14 protein-coding genes and 1 pseudogene are annotated in these 17,335 nt (G+C 70.1%); 7 read left to right on the top strand and 8 right to left on the bottom strand.

The genetic code is table 11. The features are described from left to right. Positions 1 to 346: 346 nt before the first annotated feature. Positions 347 to 2,803, top strand: coding sequence for a DNA topoisomerase (ATP-hydrolyzing) subunit A (locus CLM62_RS17525; RefSeq protein ID WP_095750810.1), 2,457 nt, complete (start codon positions 347 to 349; stop codon positions 2,801 to 2,803). 39 nt (positions 2,804 to 2,842) lie between these two features. Here CLM62_RS17525 and CLM62_RS17520 read toward each other — a convergent pair whose 3' ends face one another. Continuing rightward, positions 2,843 to 3,895 (bottom strand): GTP-binding protein, encoded by a 1,053-nt coding sequence (locus tag CLM62_RS17520; RefSeq protein WP_179382128.1) that lies wholly within the window; start codon positions 3,893 to 3,895, stop codon positions 2,843 to 2,845. A gap of 320 nt (positions 3,896 to 4,215) precedes the next feature. On the opposite strand from CLM62_RS17520, the gene CLM62_RS17515 reads away from it, so the two are divergent. From CLM62_RS17515 to CLM62_RS17495, 5 genes are all read left to right on the top strand, one after another. Beyond that, positions 4,216 to 4,770 carry a DUF6082 family protein gene (locus tag CLM62_RS17515; protein WP_095750809.1) on the top strand — a complete coding sequence of 185 codons (555 nt, stop codon included), beginning with the start codon at positions 4,216 to 4,218 and terminating at the stop codon, positions 4,768 to 4,770. 137 nt (positions 4,771 to 4,907) lie between these two features. After that, the gene (locus tag CLM62_RS17510) at positions 4,908 to 5,144 is read left to right on the top strand and encodes a hypothetical protein (protein ID WP_095750808.1); all 237 of its coding nucleotides are present in this window, start codon (positions 4,908 to 4,910) and stop codon (positions 5,142 to 5,144) included. A gap of 359 nt (positions 5,145 to 5,503) precedes the next feature. Further along, positions 5,504 to 6,448 (top strand): sucrase ferredoxin, encoded by a 945-nt coding sequence (locus CLM62_RS17505; RefSeq protein WP_095750807.1) that lies wholly within the window; start codon positions 5,504 to 5,506, stop codon positions 6,446 to 6,448. Positions 6,449 to 6,572: 124 nt separating this feature from the next. Next, positions 6,573 to 8,246 carry a sensor histidine kinase gene (locus CLM62_RS17500; RefSeq protein ID WP_095750806.1) on the top strand — a complete coding sequence of 558 codons (1,674 nt, stop codon included), beginning with the start codon at positions 6,573 to 6,575 and terminating at the stop codon, positions 8,244 to 8,246. After that, entirely contained in the window at positions 8,246 to 8,926 is a 681-nt protein-coding gene (locus CLM62_RS17495; protein WP_095750805.1) for a response regulator, read from the top strand. The genes CLM62_RS17500 and CLM62_RS17495 overlap by 1 nt, the downstream gene beginning before the upstream one ends. 62 nt (positions 8,927 to 8,988) lie before the next feature. Here the strand turns inward: CLM62_RS17495 and CLM62_RS51565 are convergent. Further along, positions 8,989 to 9,167: pseudogene (locus CLM62_RS51565) on the bottom strand (ABC transporter ATP-binding protein); the annotation flags it as partial. 147 nt (positions 9,168 to 9,314) lie between these two features. Between CLM62_RS51565 and CLM62_RS17485 the strand changes: the two are divergent. After that, positions 9,315 to 10,007, top strand: coding sequence for a response regulator (locus CLM62_RS17485; RefSeq protein WP_095750804.1), 693 nt, complete (start codon positions 9,315 to 9,317; stop codon positions 10,005 to 10,007). Between the two features lie 98 nt (positions 10,008 to 10,105). Here CLM62_RS17485 and CLM62_RS17480 read toward each other — a convergent pair whose 3' ends face one another. The 6 genes from CLM62_RS17480 to CLM62_RS17455 all read right to left on the bottom strand — a co-directional run bounded on the left by CLM62_RS17480 (position 10,106) and on the right by CLM62_RS17455 (position 17,041). Beyond that, positions 10,106 to 11,698, bottom strand: a complete 1,593-nt coding sequence (locus CLM62_RS17480) for a cation acetate symporter (protein WP_095750803.1) — start codon at positions 11,696 to 11,698, stop codon at positions 10,106 to 10,108. Beyond that, positions 11,695 to 12,255 carry a DUF485 domain-containing protein gene (locus tag CLM62_RS17475; RefSeq protein ID WP_095750802.1) on the bottom strand — a complete coding sequence of 187 codons (561 nt, stop codon included), beginning with the start codon at positions 12,253 to 12,255 and terminating at the stop codon, positions 11,695 to 11,697. The genes CLM62_RS17480 and CLM62_RS17475 overlap by 4 nt, the downstream gene beginning before the upstream one ends. A gap of 69 nt (positions 12,256 to 12,324) precedes the next feature. Beyond that, a complete protein-coding gene (locus CLM62_RS17470) occupies positions 12,325 to 13,008 on the bottom strand; it encodes a response regulator transcription factor (RefSeq protein ID WP_095750801.1) in 684 nt (227 codons plus the stop codon). Continuing rightward, entirely contained in the window at positions 13,005 to 14,156 is a 1,152-nt protein-coding gene (locus tag CLM62_RS17465) for a sensor histidine kinase (protein WP_095750800.1), read from the bottom strand. The genes CLM62_RS17470 and CLM62_RS17465 overlap by 4 nt, the downstream gene beginning before the upstream one ends. Beyond that, complete coding sequence (locus CLM62_RS17460) at positions 14,153 to 14,677, bottom strand: CcdC protein domain-containing protein (RefSeq protein ID WP_095750799.1); 525 nt, start codon at positions 14,675 to 14,677, stop codon at positions 14,153 to 14,155. Before CLM62_RS17460 ends, CLM62_RS17465 begins: the two co-directional genes overlap by 4 nt. Before the next feature lie 240 nt (positions 14,678 to 14,917). Then, positions 14,918 to 17,041 (bottom strand): type IIA DNA topoisomerase subunit B, encoded by a 2,124-nt coding sequence (locus tag CLM62_RS17455; protein WP_095750798.1) that lies wholly within the window; start codon positions 17,039 to 17,041, stop codon positions 14,918 to 14,920. Between the last annotated feature and the right edge of the window lie 294 nt (positions 17,042 to 17,335).

Genomic DNA, 17,335 nt, shown 5'->3' with positions numbered 1-17,335 from the left:
CTGCCGGTCCTGCCACTGTATGCAAGCGTGTGGAGGGTCGGCGAAGTTCCCGGGCGAGGTACGCCCAGAGCGAGATCGCGTAGCCTGCGGGCAGCCGCGGTCGGGCGCCTGCCCGAGGCCGGGCGGGGCGGCCGATCCCGGGCCCCGGCCCGCACTGTCAGTCCCGCGGTCCACAATGGTCCGAGTCAGATCCCGTTCACGCTTCAGCAAGAGTGAGCCGAAGGGGCGCGTCGGTGCCGAGAGGGCGAGGGCGCTTCAGGCCCGAAGGGCTGAGCACAGCCGCCCTCTCGACACCGACTTCAGCGCCCCGTAGGCGAGCGACCAGAAACAGGAGGAGCCGGCAGCGATGGCCCGCCGCAGCACGAAGACCCCGCCGCCCGACGATTCGTACGAGGAGAACATCCTCGACATCGACGTCGTCGACGAGATGCAGGGCTCCTTCCTCGAGTACGCGTACTCGGTCATCTACTCCCGCGCCCTGCCGGACGCCCGCGACGGCCTCAAGCCGGTGCACCGCCGCATCGTCTACCAGATGAACGAGATGGGCCTGCGCCCCGACCGCGGCTATGTGAAGTGCGCCCGCGTGGTCGGCGAGGTCATGGGTAAGTTGCACCCGCACGGCGACGCGTCGATCTACGACGCCATGGTGCGCATGGCCCAGCCCTTCTCGATGCGCGTCCCGCTGGTCGACGGCCACGGCAACTTCGGCTCCCTGGGCAACGACGACCCGCCGGCCGCCATGCGGTACACCGAGTGCCGGCAGGCCCCGGCGACGAGCCTGATGACCGAGTCGATCGACGAGGACACGGTCGACTTCACCCCCAACTACGACGGCCAGGAGCAGGAGCCGGTGGCGCTGCCCGCCGCCTTCCCGAACCTCCTGGTCAACGGCGCGTCGGGCATCGCCGTCGGCATGGCCACCAACATGCCGCCGCACAACCTGGCCGAGGTCATCGCGGCCGCCCGCCACCTGATCCGCTACCCGAACGCGGATCTGGACGCCCTGATGAGGCACGTCCCGGGCCCCGACCTGCCCACCGGCGGCCGTATCGTCGGTCTGACCGGCATCCGGGACGCGTACGAGACGGGCCGCGGCACGTTCAAGATCCGCGCGACGGTGTCCGTGGAGAACGTGACGGCGCGCCGCAAGGGCCTCGTCGTCACCGAGCTGCCCTTCACGGTCGGCCCGGAGAAGGTCATCGCCAAGATCAAGGATCTGGTCGGCTCGAAGAAGCTCCAGGGCATCGCCGACGTCAAGGACCTCACCGACCGCGCGCACGGCCTGCGCCTGGTCATCGAGATCAAGAACGGCTTCGTGCCGGAGGCGGTCCTGGAGCAGCTCTACAAGCTGACGCCGATGGAGGAGTCCTTCGGCGTGAACAACGTGGCGCTGGTGGACGGCCAGCCCCTCACCCTGGGCCTGAAGGAGCTCCTGGAGGTCTACCTCGACCACCGCTTCGAGGTCGTACGCCGTCGCAGCGAGTTCCGCCGCACCAAGAAGCGCGACCGTCTGCACCTGGTCGAAGGCCTGCTCACCGCGCTGGTGGACATCGACGAGGTCATCCGCCTGATCCGCTCCAGCGACAACTCCGCGCAGGCCAAGGAGCGCCTGATGGAGCGCTTCTCGCTGAGCGAGATCCAGACGCAGTACATCCTGGACACGCCGCTGCGCCGCCTCACCAAGTACGACCGCATCGAGCTGGACGCGGAGAAGGACCGGCTCAACGCCGAGATCGCGGAGCTGACCCGGATCCTCGACTCGGACGCCGAGCTGCGCAAGCTGGTCTCCGCCGAACTGGCCCAGGTGGCGAAGAAGTTCGGCACCGAGCGGCGTACGGTCCTGCTGGAGTCGGCGGGTGCCCCGGCTGCCACCGTGCCGCTCCAGGTGGCGGACGACCCGTGCCGGGTGCTGCTGTCCTCGACGGGTCTGATGGCCCGTACGGCGAACGGTGAGCCGTTCCCGGAGGACGCAGACGCGCGGCGCGCCAAGCACGACGTGATCGTCTCGGCGGTGCCGGCCACGGCGCGCGGCGAGGTGGGCGTGGTGACATCGGCCGGACGCCTGCTCCGGGTGAACGTCATCGACCTGCCCCAGCTCCCGGAGACGGCGGCGGCGCCCACCCTCTCCGGCGGCGCCCCGCTGGCGGAGTTCGTCTCCCTGGAGGGGGACGAGACGGTGGTCTGCCTGACCACGCTCGACGAGTCCTCCCCCGGCCTGGCGCTCGGCACGGAACAGGGCGTCGTCAAGCGCGTGGTCCCCGACTACCCGGCCAACAAGGAGGAGCTGGAGGTGATCACGCTCAAGGAGGGCGACCGGATCGTCGGCGCGGTCGAGCTGCGCACCGGCGAGGAGGATCTCGTCTTCATCACGGACGACGCCCAGCTGCTGCGCTTCCAAGCCTCCCAGGTCCGTCCGCAGGGCCGCCCGGCCGGCGGCGTGGCGGGCATCAAGCTCGCCGAGGGCGCGAAGGTGATCTCCTTCACGGTCGTGGATCCGGCGGTGGACGCGGTGGTGTTCACGGTCGCGGGCTCGCGCGGCACGCTCGACGACTCCGTCCAGACGACCGCCAAGCTGACCCCGTTCGACCAGTACCCGCGCAAGGGCCGTGCCACCGGCGGCGTCCGCTGCCAGCGGTTCCTCAAGGGCGAGGACTGCCTGGCGCTGGCCTGGGCGGGCCCGACCCCGGCCAAGGCGGCACAGAAGAACGGCTCACCGGCCGACCTCCCGGAGATGGACCCCCGCCGCGACGGCTCGGGCGTGTCGCTGGGGAAGCCGGTGGCGGTGGTGGCGGGGCCGGTCTAGAGATGCCGGACCCCGCGTCTGCGGCATGATCCGCCGGACCTAGGCCTCCTGGAAGGCCTCTTCCGCCGGGTCCTGGACATAGCGCAGGACGCCCCACATGCCATGCTCGTCGGCGTGTGGGGCGTCGCTCTCGCACGCCTGAAGTTCCTTGCCGAGGGCGGGGGCGTCGATGCCGGAGCCGATGAGCACCAGCTGGGTGAGGCGGGCGTCGGTGGCCGCCCACGGCTCCGGGTAGAAGCGCAGGAACCGCCCGACGGCATGGACGGCGTAACGGTTCGTGACGTCGTACGGCCCGAAGTCGACGTACCCCTTGATCCGGTACAGCCCCTCGGGCCTGCTGTCGAGGAACCCCATGAGCCGGCGCGGGTCGAGGGGCGCTTCGGAGACGAACGACAGGCTGTCGTAGCCGGCGTGCAGATGATGCCCATGATCGTCGTCCGCGCGGTGCTCGTGCAGGTCGTCGAAGGACAGCTGCCCGACGCGCTCCTCGCTCGGTCGGCAGTCGAAGAGGAACTCGGGGTCGATCCGGCCGTAGCGCGCGGGCACGACGGCGGCGCGGTCGACGAGGGACCGGACCAGGTCCAGCACCCGCTCACCGTCGGCGGCGCGGTCGAGCTTGTTGACGACGACCAGGTCGGCGAGGGCGAGGTGCCGGTCGATCTCGGGATGCTTCGCGCGGGTTTCGTCGAACTCGGCGGCGTCGACGACCTCGACCAGACCGCCGTACACGATCCCCGGATGTTCACTGGCGAGCACCATGCGCACGAGTTCCTGGGGTTCGGCGAGCCCGCTGGCCTCGATGACGATGACGTCGATGCCGGTGTCGGGGCGAGCGAGCCGCTCCAGGTAGACATCGAGTTCACTGGCGTCCACGGCACAGCACAGACACCCGTTTCCGAGGGAGACGGTGGAGTCTCCGAGGGCACCGGCGACGGCCATCGCGTCGATCTCGATGGCGCCGAAGTCGTTGACGATGGCGCCGATACGGCTGCCGCCGCTGCTGTGCAGGAGATGGTTGAGGAGGGTGGTCTTGCCGGACCCCAGGAATCCGGCGAGCACGACGACGGGGATCTGCCGCGGACTCCGACTCAATGCGCTACCTCTCTCACGCCGAAGCGTGCGCCGGATCGCCACCGTGCACACGTACGAGGATTGAATGCCGACCCAGGATACGAGCCGGAAGAATCACCGCGAAGTGAACGATTGTTAGCAGTACTTGCGGGGCAGACGTTGGGCAAGGCGCCGGGGTGTGCGACCCTCGCTTCCCTCCGTGCGCCCCTCTCCGCCTCCCCCGCCGATCAGAGCCGCTCGGCACTCTGGGAGACGGCAAGCGCCGCCCACCGCTCGCCGGTCCCCTTCAGTCGACCCGCACCCCGACGACCGGCGGACGGCCGCCTGATTCGGGGGTTGACATGGCCACACGGAATTTTGGAGTACAGGGGTTGGGCTCCGTCGCGGCGGCGGGCCTGATGCTCGCCACCGCCACGTTGACTATGGCTTCGCGTCAACGGCGGCTCGAAGAGGCACGCCTGCAGGTGAGGCGTATGGAGCTCGAGGAAATGGCGTCCCGGCGCAAGGCGCTGGCACACCAACAGCGCATGCACTGGGAATTGCTGGCCAAGGCCATCGACGATCCCTCCCTCGCGGAGGTGATCGACACCTACGACAAGAGCATCCCGGCCGCGAAGCGGCGCCAGTACTTCTACGCCAACGCCTGGTACGTCAACCTGTACCACCTCTACCGCTCAGGAATCCTGGACCAGGAGGAGCTGTACGGGCACCTGCGTGAGCTCTTCCAGAGCCCCCTCCTGCGGGAGTACTGGGAGGCTTCGAAGGGGCAGCGCGCCACTTTGAAGCACTCGTCGGACGAGGCCAGGATCGGGCGCATGGTGGATGGCCTCATCAAGGATCTGGACGAGGCCGAGACGGACGAGTGGTGGGTGGTGGGCAACCCCCCGACAGCGTGACCAGCCCCACCGACCGGTCAACCACCTGCCCGTGACGACACGGCCAGGTGATCTTGCGCATATGGCCACTCCACACGAACAACACCAGTAACCTGCTGTCCAAAACTGTGCCCACCCATCGTTAAGGACCAGCACCCTTGAAAATCGTGCGCCGCATCGGTGTGCCTCCGAGTGCCCGTGGCAGTGCCTCAGGAGCGAACTGCCCGGACGTGTTCGAGCTGAGCGACGGCAACTTCGCCGTCATCGGCACCGAGGCCACCGAGGCGCTTGAGCGAGAACTGCCTGCCGACGCCTCCCGGGCCGACTACGAGCGCATCGTCATCGTCAGCAGAGAGACACTGATTCGCGCCAAGGCAGACATCCCCGACTCCTGACCCCCGAGCGAGCACGCGTCCACCCCTGACTCGTCCCGTACAGCTTCCCGGCCGCGCAGAACCGCTGAGCGACCCGGGCATCCCCCCACCGAGCAGTCCGTCACCCCGCCCACTGCTCGATCACCACCGATGAGGCCTGGCGTCAGAACGGCACCAGGCCACACGCGTGTCACGCGACCTTCGGCACCGCCACCGGCGCCCCCGGCCCACATACCGCGCCACCTGCCTGATGGTCTTCGATCTTCACCGTGGCCCGTGCGGCCGGCCGCGTAGGGCCCAGGCCGCCGCAGCACCTGCCGGAGCAGGACACGGGCCCCTCCGGAAGTCGCCCTGACCCAAGTCAGGTTAGGCTCACCTCTGTGAGTACGTGCTCAACCGTCTCCCGGGATCTCGGCGAGCCCCTTTCCGGGACCGCGGCCACGGCGAGGACCTGGCTGCTGCTGGAGCAGCCCGGTCCCTGGGGTGTCGAGGCGCTCACTTCGAGCCACCTGGACCCCGCGCTGGGCCGCGCCCTGGAGGCGGCCGCGCAGGGCACGGGCGTACGCATCGCGCTCATCCGCCGCCCCGGGCGCCACGCCGACAGCGGAACGCCCGCTCTGCGCCACGTGTACGCCGCCCACACCGCGCCCGGGAACGCGTGGCTGCACGCCGCCACGACCCGCGATCCGCACCGGCTGCTCGACCTCGACTTCGCGGCCCTCGGCAGAGGGGACCACAGCACCTTCTGCTCGGCACTCGACGGGCGGCCCCATACCGGCGACCCGCTCGCGCTCGTGTGCACCAACGGCAAGCGCGACCGCTGCTGTGCCCTGCTCGGCCGCCCCCTCGCGACCGAGCTGGCCGCCTCCGGGGTCGAGGGCACCTGGGAGGTCACCCATCTGGGTGGACATCGCTTCTCGCCGACGCTGCTCGTCCTGCCGTACGGATACGCCTACGGCCGGGCCGAGGCCCATACCGTGAAGGAGATCCTGCACGGGGTCCGGGAGGGGCGGATCGTCATGGAGGGGTGCCGAGGGAACTCGGCCTGGGAGCGGCCCGGGCAGGCCGCCGAACTGGCCGTGCGCACGGCCGTGGGCGAGTACGCGGCCGACGCGCTGGCCATCGTCCGCACGGAGGGCTCTCCTTCGGGCTGGGAGGTGACCGTCGCCCACGCCGACGGACGCCAGTGGCGCGTCGTCGTCGCCCAGGGCGCGTCCGTGCCTCCCCGTCCGGAGAGCTGCGGGGCGTCGGTGCTCGGCTCGCCGGCGCGGATGGACGTGGTTGCGGTGCGCGAACTGCCGAACACAACGGCTCTCGCGAGCTGACGGAACCGGCTGCACAAGGCGGGCCCTACTGGGCGGGTTGCCGGTCGGCCACCCACACATTGATCAAGAGATCCACGCCACACCCCCTGCGGCAGCTCCGGGACACCCACGTACCGTCTTGGATATGAGCCCCACTCCCCCCGCACGCCGCCTGCGCCTCGGACTGCCGAGGCGCATGTTCTCGCAGGTGCTGCTGATGCAGCTGGCGATCGCCGCGGGAGTCGCGGTCCTCGCGACCGGGCTGTTCCTCGCACCCCTCAGCGACCAGCTGGACGACCAGGCGATGCGCCGCGCGCTCGCGATCGCGCAGACCACCGCCGCCCAGCCGCAGATCGCCGACGAGGTCAAGAACACGCCGCCGACGGCCGACGGGCCCGTCCAGCGGACGGCGGAGCGGATCCGCGAGGCGACCAAGGCCGAGTACATCGTGGTGATGGACTGGCGGGGCGTGCGCTGGTCGCACACCAACCCGGACCAGATCGGCAGGACCGTCTCGACCGACCCCGGCCAGGCCCTCGCCGGCCGGGATGTCATGGAGATCGACAGCGGCACCCTGGGCCGCTCCGCCCGTGGCAAGGTGCCGCTGCGGGACAGCGACGGCGACATAGTCGGCGCGGTCTCGGTCGGCATCGCGTACGACAGCGTGCGGGCACGGCTGATCCACGCGATCCCGGGGCTGTTCGCGTACGCGGGCGGCGCCCTCGCCGTCGGAGCGCTGGCCGCCTGGCTCATCTCCCGGCGGGTCCAGCGGCAGACCCGGGACCTGGCCTTCTCGGACATCTCGGGGCTGCTCGCGGAGCGCGAGGCCATGCTTCACAGCATCAGGGAAGGCGTGGTCGCCCTGGACCGCGCCGGCCGCGTCCGCCTGCTCAACGACGAGGCGCAGCGCCTGCTGGGCATCGGGGACGAGGCCGTCGGCCGCTCCCCCGAGGAGGCGCTCGGCGAGGGCCGTACGGCCGACGTCCTGGCCGGCCGGGTGACGGGCACCGACCTGCTCACCGTCCGCGGCCAGCGGGTGCTGGTCGCCAACCGCATGCCCACGGACGACGGGGGCGCCGTGGCCACCCTGCGCGACCGCACCGAGCTGGAGCAGCTCGGCCGGGAACTCGACTCCACGCGCGGTCTGATCGACGCCCTGCGCGCCCAGGACCACGAGCACGCCAACCGCATGCACACGCTCCTCGGGCTGCTCGAGCTGGAGATGTACGACGACGCCGTGGAGTTCGTCGGGGAGGTCGTCGGCGACCACCGTGCCACCGCGGAACAGGTCACCGAGAAGATCCAGGACCCCCTGCTCGCCGCGCTGTTGGTCGGCAAGGCGACCGTCGCGGCCGAGCGCGGGGTCGCGCTGTGGGTCTCGGACCGGACCCGGCTGCCGGACCGGCTGGTCGATCCAGGCGGGCTCGTCACGATTCTCGGCAACCTGGTGGACAACGCCCTGGACGCGGTCGCGGGCACACCGCACGCGCGCGTGGAGGTCGAGCTGCGCACGGAGGGCCGTACCGCCGTCCTCAGGGTCCGTGACACGGGGCCCGGTATCCCGGTGGAGCACCGCGAGTCGATCTTCACCGAGGGATGGTCCACGAAGAAGCCGCCGGCGCACCGGGAGCGCGGCATCGGGCTGTCCCTCGTGCGCAGGCTCGCCGAGCGGCAGGGCGGCAGCGCGACGGTCGGCGAGGCGGGCGGCGGGGGCGCGGAGTTCACCGTCGTCCTGCCCGACGCGCTGGCCGAGCCCGAACAGGTACCCGCCCTCACCGCGCCGCAAGCCCCGCAGCCCGCCACCGAGGAGGAGTCGTGATGATCGAGGTCCTGGTCGTGGACGACGACACCCGGGTGGCGCGGGTCAACGCCGCCTACGTGGAGAAGGTGCCGGGCTTCCATGTGGCCGGCGAGGCGCACAATGCGGCGGAGGCGCTGGGACAGCTGGAGGCGCTGCCGCACGTGGACCTGGTCCTCATGGACCACTATCTGCCCGACGATACGGGCCTCGCGGTCGTCCAGGAGATGCGCCGGCGCGGCCATGAGACCGACGTGATCATGGTGACGGCGGCGCGGGACGTCTCGACCGTACAGGCGGCGATGCGGCAGGGGGCGCTGCAGTACCTGGTCAAGCCGTTCGCCTTCGCGGGCCTGCGCGCCAAGCTGGAGGCGTACGCGCAGCTGCGCCGCACCCTCGACGGCGGCGGCGAGGCCGAACAGGCCGAGGTGGACCGCATCTTCGGCGCCCTGTCCACGCCATCGGACTCCGACCTGCCCAAAGGGCACTCCCCCACCACCGCGGAGCTCGTACGCCGGTCCTTGATGAACGCCGAAGGCCCCCTGTCGGCCCAGGAGATCGCCGAACGGACCGGGGTGAGCCGCCAGACCGCCCAGCGCTATCTGAAGCTCCTGGAGCGCACGGGCCGGGCCAGGCTCACCCTCAAGTACGGCGACGCGGGACGCCCGGAACACCGTTACGTGTGGGCGACCCGCGCCTGAGGCTTCAGCCTGCGGACTGCGCGGCCTGCTCGGCGAACTGCGTCGAGTACGTCCTGCCCAGGTTGAAAAGCGGGGCCCGCCATGACAATGGACAGGACCGTACGCCAGAGGAAGGTGGCGTCCTGCTGGAAGACGAAGCCGACCTTGTCGCGAACCCCGCGCACCGGCTCTCCCCCACGACCAGGACTTCGCCCTCGGTGGGCTCGTCCAGCCCGTTGACCAGGGTCAGCGTCGTCGACTTGCGCCCGCGTCACGGCATCGGCCTTGTGAGCACATGCCGTTCTTTTGCCTGCAACGGCCTGTTGTGCTCGTTCTGCTCGCGCTACAACAGCGAAGCCGAAACACTGGCGCAACGCCCGTCTGGCCTTGCGGGAAAGAGGCCCGCCCGATGATTGACGTCCTGGTCGTGGACGACGACTTCCGTATCGCCGAGATCAACGCCAAGTACGTGAGAAGAGTCCCCGCCTTCCAGGTGACCGCCCGCGCGCACAGCACCGCCCAGGCCCTGGCCGCCGTACAGCGCGGGACCATCGATCTGATGCTGCTCGACCACTTTCTGCCCGACCAGACGGGCCTGGAGCTCGTCCACCGGATGCGGGAACAGGGCCACTGCACCGACGTCATCATGATCACGGCCGCCGGCGACGTGACGACCGTCCAGGCCGCGATGCGTCTGGGCGCCCTGCACTACCTGGTCAAACCGTTCACGTTCGCCGCCCTGCACGCCCGCCTCGACTCCTACGCCGCCCTGCGCCGGACCGTCGACCGGGTGGGCGGCAGCGGCATCGCCGGCCAGGAGCAGGTGGACCGGATCTTCAGCGCGCTGCGCACCACGCCGACGCCGCCGTCACCGGGCCTGCCGAGCGGTCACTCGGAACCGACGACGGACCTGATCTGCCGCGTCCTGCACCGCGCCGATCGCCCCCTCTCGGCCCACGAGGTCGCCGCCGAAACAGGCCTCAGCCGCTCCACCGCCCAGCGCTACCTCCGCCACCTGGAACAGGCCGGCCGCCTCCGCCTCTCCCTCAAGTACGGCGACATGGGACGCCCGGAACACCGGTACGCGTGGGTGGCCCCGTAGGCATCGCAGCGTGCCCTACGTCACGGAGCCGATGTCGTACGACCGTGAAAGCCGAAGTCACCAACATGCTTCTCGTACGACAGTGAAGGCGCCGGCCTCTAAACGGCCCCCGCTCCCGTCAGCGACCGCACCTCGGTCTCCGCGTGCTTGGCCTCGTCGGGCACTTCAGCCGAGGTCACCGTGCCGAGCCAGCCCGCGACGAAGCCCAGCGGGATCGAGACGAGACCGGGGTTCTGCAGCGGGAAGTACTGGAAGTCGACGCCCGGGAACAACGATTCGGGGCTGCCCGACACCACCGGCGAAAGCAGCACGAGCACCACGGCCGGGATCAGCCCGCCGTAGACGGCCCATACGGCACCGCGGGTGGTGAAACCGCGCCAGAACAGCGAGTAGAGCAGCACCGGCAGATTGGCGGACGCCGCGACGGCGAAGGCGAGGCCCACCAGGAAGGCGACGTTGAGGTCGCGCGCCAGCAGGCCGAGGGCGATCGCCACCACACCGATGCCGACGGCGGCGGCACGCGCCACGGCCACCTCACTGCGCGGCCCGGCGCGCCGACGCCGCAGGGACGCGTACAGGTCATGGGCGACGGACGCCGAGGAGGCGAGCGTGACGCTGGCGACCACCGCGAGGATCGTCGCGAAGGCGACGGCGGCGACGACCGCGAAGAGAACCGTTCCTCCCGCGGAATCCGCGCCACCGCCCAGGTCGAGCGCCAGCAGCGGTACGGCCGTGTTCCCGGCGGCGTTCGACCCACGTACGGCATCCGGCCCCACGATCGCCGCCGCGCCGAACCCGAGGACGATCGTCATCAGATAGAAGCCGCCGATGAGCCCGATCGACCAGACGACCGAACGCCGTGCGGCCCGCGCGGTGGGCACGGTGTAGAAGCGGGACAGGATGTGCGGCAGTCCGGCCGTGCCCAGCAGCAGCGCGAGTCCCAGGCTGATGAAGTCGAAGCGCGCGGTCCAGTCGCCGCCGTACTTCAGTCCGGGCGCCAGGAACGACGCGCCGTGACCACTGCGCTCCGCCGCCGTGAGCAGCAGCCGGTCGAAGTCGCCGTGGAACCGCGCCAGGACGAGCACGGTCAGCGCGATGGTGCCGCTGAGCAGCAGTACCGCCTTGACGATCTGGATCCAGGTGGTGGCCCGCATCCCTCCCAACGACACATAGATCACCATGAGCGCGCCGACCCCGATGACCGTCCAGGCCTGCGCCGCCTCGCTGGTACGCCCGATCAGCAGCGCGACCAGGCTTCCCGCCCCCACCATCTGCGCCACCAGATACAGAACGGAGACGGTGACCGAGGAGGTTCCCGCCGCGATCCGTACCGGCCGCTCCCTCATCCGCGCGGCGACCACGTCCGCGAGCGTGAACCGCCCGCAGTTGCGGACCAGTTCCGCGACCAGGAACAGCACCACGAGCCAGGCCACCAGGAAGCCCACCGAGTACAGCAGTCCGTCGTAGCCGTAGAGGGCGATGAGCCCGGAGATGCCGAGGAAGGAGGCGGCCGACATGTAGTCACCCGCGATGGCAAAACCATTCTCCATCGGCGAGAAGAGCCGGCCGCCCGCGTAGAACTCCTCCGCCGAGCCCTGCCGGTGGCGGCTCACCCACGTCGTGATCCCCAGCGTGACCGCGACGAACGAGCTGAACAGCAGCAATGCCAGCGTCTGGTGGTTCCCCGTCACGACGCGCCGCCCCGAATGCCGCGGGTCAGTTCCTGAGTGGCCCACCGCAGGTCGAGCGCGGCCCGGTCCCGGCGCAGCCGCGCGTGCCGCGCGTACGCCCAGGTGAACAGGAAGGTCGTGAGGAACTGCCCCAGCCCCGCCAGCATCGCCACGTTCACGGCACCCGCCAGGGGACGCGCCATCAGTCCGGGCGCGGTCGTGGCGGTCACGACGTAGGCCATGTACCAGACGAAGAACACGACGACCGCCGGCACCACGAACCTCCGGTACCGCCTGCGCACCTCCTGGAAGGCAGCACTGCGCTGCACCTCCAGGTACACGTCGGCCGCGTCGACAGCCGGGGCCTCGCCCTCTGGGCGGACCGACACATCCGTCGGCACAGACCCGCCCGCACCTCCCGACTCGCCCCACCCGGAGGCGAGTGCGTCGTACCAGGGGTCGTCGTACCGCACGCTCCCGGACGCCTCGGCGGGAGGCGAATCATGACCGTCGTGCTGGTCGACCGGACTCTCGGCACCACCCGCGCCTCCGCGGCGGCGACCGTTGCTTGGCTGCATGCCCAAGGATGGACAGAACGGGAAGATCCCCGACTCTTCTTCTCCGCGCTCTTCACCCCATCAGGTGACTCAAGCCGTCGGAGGCCGCACGAGCCCCTTCGCGTAGGCGTAACGCACCGCCTGCGCACGATCCTTGAGCCCTGTCTTGGCGAACAGGTTGTTGATGTGGGTCTTCACCGTCGCCGTGGAGACGTGCAGCTCGCGGGCGATCTCCTGATTGCTCAGGCCGTCGGCGATCAGCACCAGCACTTCGGTCTCGCGTGCGGTGAGCCCGTCCGGAGCCTCGGCGGGAGCACCCTGCCGCGGCTCGGGCTCCGACAGCCGCTCCAGCAGCCGCCGTTGAATGCTCGGCGACAGCCCCGCGTCCCCCGTCAGCACGCTCCGCACGGCCCGCACGATCTCGTCACCCCCCGCGTCCTTGGTGAGATAGCCACGCGCCCCCGCTCTGAGCGCCGGGAAGAGCGACTCGTCATCCATGTAGGTCGTGAGCACCACGACCTGCGTCCCGGGGTGCTCCGCCCGGATACGGCGGGTCGCCTCGACCCCGTCACAGCGGGGCATGCGCAGATCCATCAGCACCACGTCCGGGGCGAGTTCGGCGACCAGCTTCAGCGCTTCGTGGCCGTCCCCTGCGGCTCCCACGACCTCGATCCCGGGCAGCAGCCCCAGCAGCATCACGATGCCCTCACGGACCACGGTCTGGTCGTCCGCCACCACCACCCGCGCGGGCTCCCCCTTCACCTCCTCCGTCATACGGGCACCTTCAACGTCACCATGAACCCCTCCTCGTCCGGCCCCGCGTCCAGCGAACCGCCCAGCAGCTCGGCACGCTCCCGCATGCCCAGAAGACCGTACCCGGCGCCGGTCACGCCGAGTTCGCCCGGCGAACCGCCCGAGTCCCGCACGACCAGCGTCACTTCGTGCTCGCCGTACTCGAGCCGCACCTGCGTTTTCGCTCCCGGAGCATGCTTGCGGACGTTGGTCAGGGCCTCTTGAGCGACCCTTCGAACGGCCTGTGACGCCTCGGCCGGCAGCGGTCTGCGCTCACCCGAAACGGTGGCCTCGCCACCCTCGGCCGTGGCGACGAGCTGGGTCAGGAAGTCCTCCAGCGGGGTCAGCTCGCCGCGCAGCGCCGACAGCGCCTGCCGGGTCTCGGCGAGTCCGTCGCGGGCCATTCCCCGTGCCGCCACCACCCGTTCGAGGATCTGCTCCTGGTCGGCTCCCTTCTCGATCAGCAACCGGGCCGCCTCCAGATGCACGAGTTGTGCCGAGAGACTGTGGGCCAGTACGTCGTGGATCTCTCGTGCGATGCGGGACCGCTCCGCGAGCGCCGCCGACTCCGCCTCGGCCGCCCGCGCGGCCCGCTCCTGGGCGAGCAGCCGCTGGGCGTTGCCGCGGGCCTCGGCGTCCAGCCGCAGCACGTATCCGGCGAGGGCGAGCCCGGCCATGGTGGCCGCGGTGGTCAGCCATGCGTCGTTGTCGACCGCCGAGTACGACGCGAGGGCGACCGAGGCCACCGGCAGCGCGGCCGCGATGGGCAGCCGCTCCAAGGCGGTGACGGCACATCCGCACCAGATGACGAGGGCGGCGACCCTGAAGCCGGCCACCTGGGCGCCGACGGCGATGCCCAGGAGCACGGTGAAGAGCGCCAGGGATGGCCAGAGCCGGTGCGCGAGGGTGGTCCGGTAGAGGGCCCAGGCGCCGAACGCCGCCAGGAGCACGCCCGCCGCGGCCCCGAGCGCCCCCCAGCCGTGTGCCGGACTCCTGGTGAAGACGCCCCAGAGAAGCATGCCGAGCACCAACGCCCGCACGATCCACCCGAGCAGCCGCCGAGGGCCCGAGGTCTCCGCGCGCCCGAGCGCCTCCCGCGAGGGCCAGCGTGTCCAGGCCTTCTCCGTCACACACGTTCCTTCCACGCGGCTCGGGACATGGGATGACCGTACGCCGTACGGGGCTGGGCAGCCGGGTGCAGGGACTGGGCCCGCCATACGAGGATCCCGGAGCGGATCAGCAGCGTGGCCGCCAGGGCGAGCAGCAGCGCGGAGGAGTCCTGGTGGACGCCCAGCACCGCGCCGAGCGCGAAGAGACCGGCACGCAGGGCGATGCCGAGGATCCAGACGGCCCCGCTCGCCTTGGTGCTCCTGCTCCACACGGCGCCGTCGGGCTCGACCCATATTCGGGTGGTCCATGCCCAGCCGGCTCCGATGGCGAGGCCCGTGAGCAACTCGGCGGCGAGCAGGACGATCGATGTCGTGTGGTGATGAGCATCGACCATGCCAGGCTCGCGCAGGCCCACGACGGCCAGGATCGCGGGCAGGACCCACCAGCGTTTGTCGGTATCGATCCGGCGTGCGCGGAACTGCCGGACGAACACCAGGGCGATCACGGCCACGATCACCAACGCGTCGACGAGCCCGGACATCACAGCCTCCGTGAGCGAAGAAGGAGAGGCCGACAGCGAGTGCCGCCGACGCCTTCGACGCTACGGAAATGCGCAGGTCGGTAAATCGGAGCCGGGGTGGATCACGGGTGGATCCCGGAGGTGGCCAGACCTCCACCCAGGGGTGGAGACACCTCACGGGCCGACCGTGCTCGCCCCGCACGAGCGTTGGGGGGAACGACCCGGCCAAAGGCCAGTGATCCCCCCAAGCCCAGCGCAGCGCTACGCGTCGATTCGCGACCGGTCCAGCGTCGCCGCCGAGCTGGAGATGAACTCCTTGCGCGGCGCCACGTCGTTGCCCATCAGCAGATCGAAGACCTGCTCGGCGGCGTCCAGGTCGGAGAGATTGATCCGGCGCAGGGTGCGGTGGCGCGGATCCATGGTCGTCTCGGCCAGCTGGTCGGCGTCCATCTCACCGAGACCCTTGTACCGCTGGATGGAGTCCTTGTACCGGATCCCCTTGCTCTGGAACTCCAGGAGCTTGTCGCGCAGCTCTCGGTCCGAGTACGTGTAGACGTACTTGTCCTGGCCCTTCTTCGGCTGGACGATCTCGACGCGGTGCAGCGGCGGCACCGCGGCGAACACCCGGCCGGCCTCGACCATGGGCCGCATGTACCGGTGGAACAGCGTCAGGAGCAGGGTCCGGATGTGCGAGCCGTCCACGTCGGCGTCGGTCATCATGATGATCTTGCCGTAGCGGGCCGCGTCGATGTCGAAGGTACGGCCCGAGCCCGCTCCTATGACCTGGATGATCGCTCCGCACTCGACGTTCTTGAGCATGTCCGTCACGGATGATTTCTGGACGTTGAGGATCTTGCCCCGGATCGGCAGCAGCGCCTGGAACTCGGAGTTCCGGGCCAGCTTGGCGGTGCCGAGAGCGGAGTCTCCCTCGACGATGAACAGCTCGCTGCGGTCGACGTCGTCGCTGCGGCAGTCGGCCAGCTTGGCGGGCAGCGACGAGGACTCCAGGGCCGTCTTCCGGCGCTGGGCGTCCTTGTGCTGGCGGGCGGCGATACGGGTGCGGGCCGCCGCGACGGCCTTCTCCATGACGACGCGGGCCTGGGCCGCGGCGTCCCGCTTCGTGGAGGTCAGGAACGCCTTGAGCTCTTTGGAGATCACGGTGTTCACGATGCGGCGGGCCGCCGAAGTACCGAGGACCTCCTTGGTCTGCCCCTCGAACTGCGGCTCGGCGAGGCGGACGGTGACGACCGCGGTGAGGCCCTCCAGAGCGTCGTCCTTGACGATGTCGTCCTCGGCCACGCGCAGCAGCTTCTTGGCGCGCAGCACTTCGTTCATCGTCCTGGTGACGGCCTGCTCGAAGCCGGCCACGTGGGTGCCGCCCTTGGGCGTGGCGATGATGTTGACGAACGACTTGAGTGTCGTGTCGTAGCCGGTCCCCCAGCGCAGTGCGACGTCCACGCCGAGCTCACGGGTGACTTCGGTGGGCGTCATCTGGCCGTGGTCGTCCAGGACCGGGACGGTCTCCTTGAAGGTGCCCTGGCCGGAGAAGCGGAGGACGTCGCAGACCGGCTTGTCGTTCGCCAGGTACTCGCAGAACTCGCTGATGCCGCCGTCGAAGCGGAAGGACTCCTCGCCCTTGCTGCCGCCCTCGCCGAGGCCGTACTCGTCGCGGACGACGATGGTCAGACCCGGGACCAGGAACGCGGTCTGGCGGGCGCGCTGGTGCAGGTCCCCCAGGGACAGCTTGGCGTCCTTGAGGAAGATCTGCCGGTCGGCCCAGTACCGCACGCGCGTGCCGGTGCGGGTCTTGGGGATCTTCTTGGTCTTGCGCAGGCCGCCCTTGGCCTCGAACTTGGTGTCCGGGCCCACGGCGGCGAAGGCTCCGGGAACGCCTCGCCGGAAGCTGATGGCGTGGGTGTGCCCGCTGCGGTCCACCTCGATGTCGAGGCGGGCGGAAAGGGCGTTCACCACCGAGGCGCCGACGCCGTGCAGGCCGCCGGAGGCCGCGTACGAGCCGCCGCCGAACTTGCCGCCGGCGTGCAGCTTGGTCATGACGACCTCGACGCCGGACAGGCCGGTCTTGGGCTCGACGTCGACCGGGATGCCGCGGCCGTTGTCCCGGACCTCCACCGAGCCGTCGTCGTGGAGGATCACCTCGATGTGGTCGCAGTAGCCGCCGAGGGCCTCATCGACGGAGTTGTCGATGATCTCCCACAGGCAGTGCATCAAACCTCGGCTGTCGGTCGAGCCGATATACATACCCGGGCGCTTGCGCACGGCCTCGAGCCCCTCGAGGACGAGCAGGTGCCGCGCGGTGTAGTTGGAACCGTCCCGGTCTGCTCCTGCCAGCAGCGCTGTGGACGGCACGGACGTCTCGGCGGTCACGCGGTTCGCTCCTCGCTGAATTTCAGGTGGGGCCCTTCTGGGTAAGGGCGCGGCTTGGGTTGCCGCTCTGAGGGTACCGAGGCCTGGTAGAGCCGTTGTAACGCCACCCTCCGTCTAAGCGTCAGACTAGTCCAGGGTCGCATACATGTTCGATCCCTCGATGGAGTGAAGCACACATCACGTTCCCTTCCAGGCATGAACCATTTAGGCTCCGGGCACGTCCTCATGAACAACCGGCAAGCCAGCCGGGGAGGGCACGACAATGACCGACAGCGCGAACCCGTAAGACACACA

Origin of the sequence: Streptomyces sp. SA15 (assembly GCF_002291145.1) — a bacterium.
Classification (GTDB): Bacteria; Actinomycetota; Actinomycetes; order Streptomycetales; family Streptomycetaceae; genus Streptomyces.
This window is presented reverse-complemented; position numbering and strand designations above follow the sequence as displayed.

Bases quoted from the DNA above. Each gene is read 5' to 3' on its own strand.
- CLM62_RS17525 (WP_095750810.1), top strand. From the start codon at position 347: ATGGCCCGCCGCAGCACGAAGACCCCGCCGCCCGACGATTCGTACGAG.
- CLM62_RS17475 (WP_095750802.1), bottom strand. From the start codon at position 12,255: ATGCAGCCAAGCAACGGTCGCCGCCGCGGAGGCGCGGGTGGTGCCGAG.
- CLM62_RS17500 (WP_095750806.1), top strand. From the start codon at position 6,573: ATGAGCCCCACTCCCCCCGCACGCCGCCTGCGCCTCGGACTGCCGAGG.
- CLM62_RS17515 (WP_095750809.1), top strand. From the start codon at position 4,216: ATGGCCACACGGAATTTTGGAGTACAGGGGTTGGGCTCCGTCGCGGCG.
- CLM62_RS17485 (WP_095750804.1), top strand. From the start codon at position 9,315: ATGATTGACGTCCTGGTCGTGGACGACGACTTCCGTATCGCCGAGATC.
- CLM62_RS17495 (WP_095750805.1), top strand. From the start codon at position 8,246: ATGATCGAGGTCCTGGTCGTGGACGACGACACCCGGGTGGCGCGGGTC.
- CLM62_RS17460 (WP_095750799.1), bottom strand. From the start codon at position 14,677: ATGTCCGGGCTCGTCGACGCGTTGGTGATCGTGGCCGTGATCGCCCTG.
- CLM62_RS17470 (WP_095750801.1), bottom strand. From the start codon at position 13,008: ATGACGGAGGAGGTGAAGGGGGAGCCCGCGCGGGTGGTGGTGGCGGAC.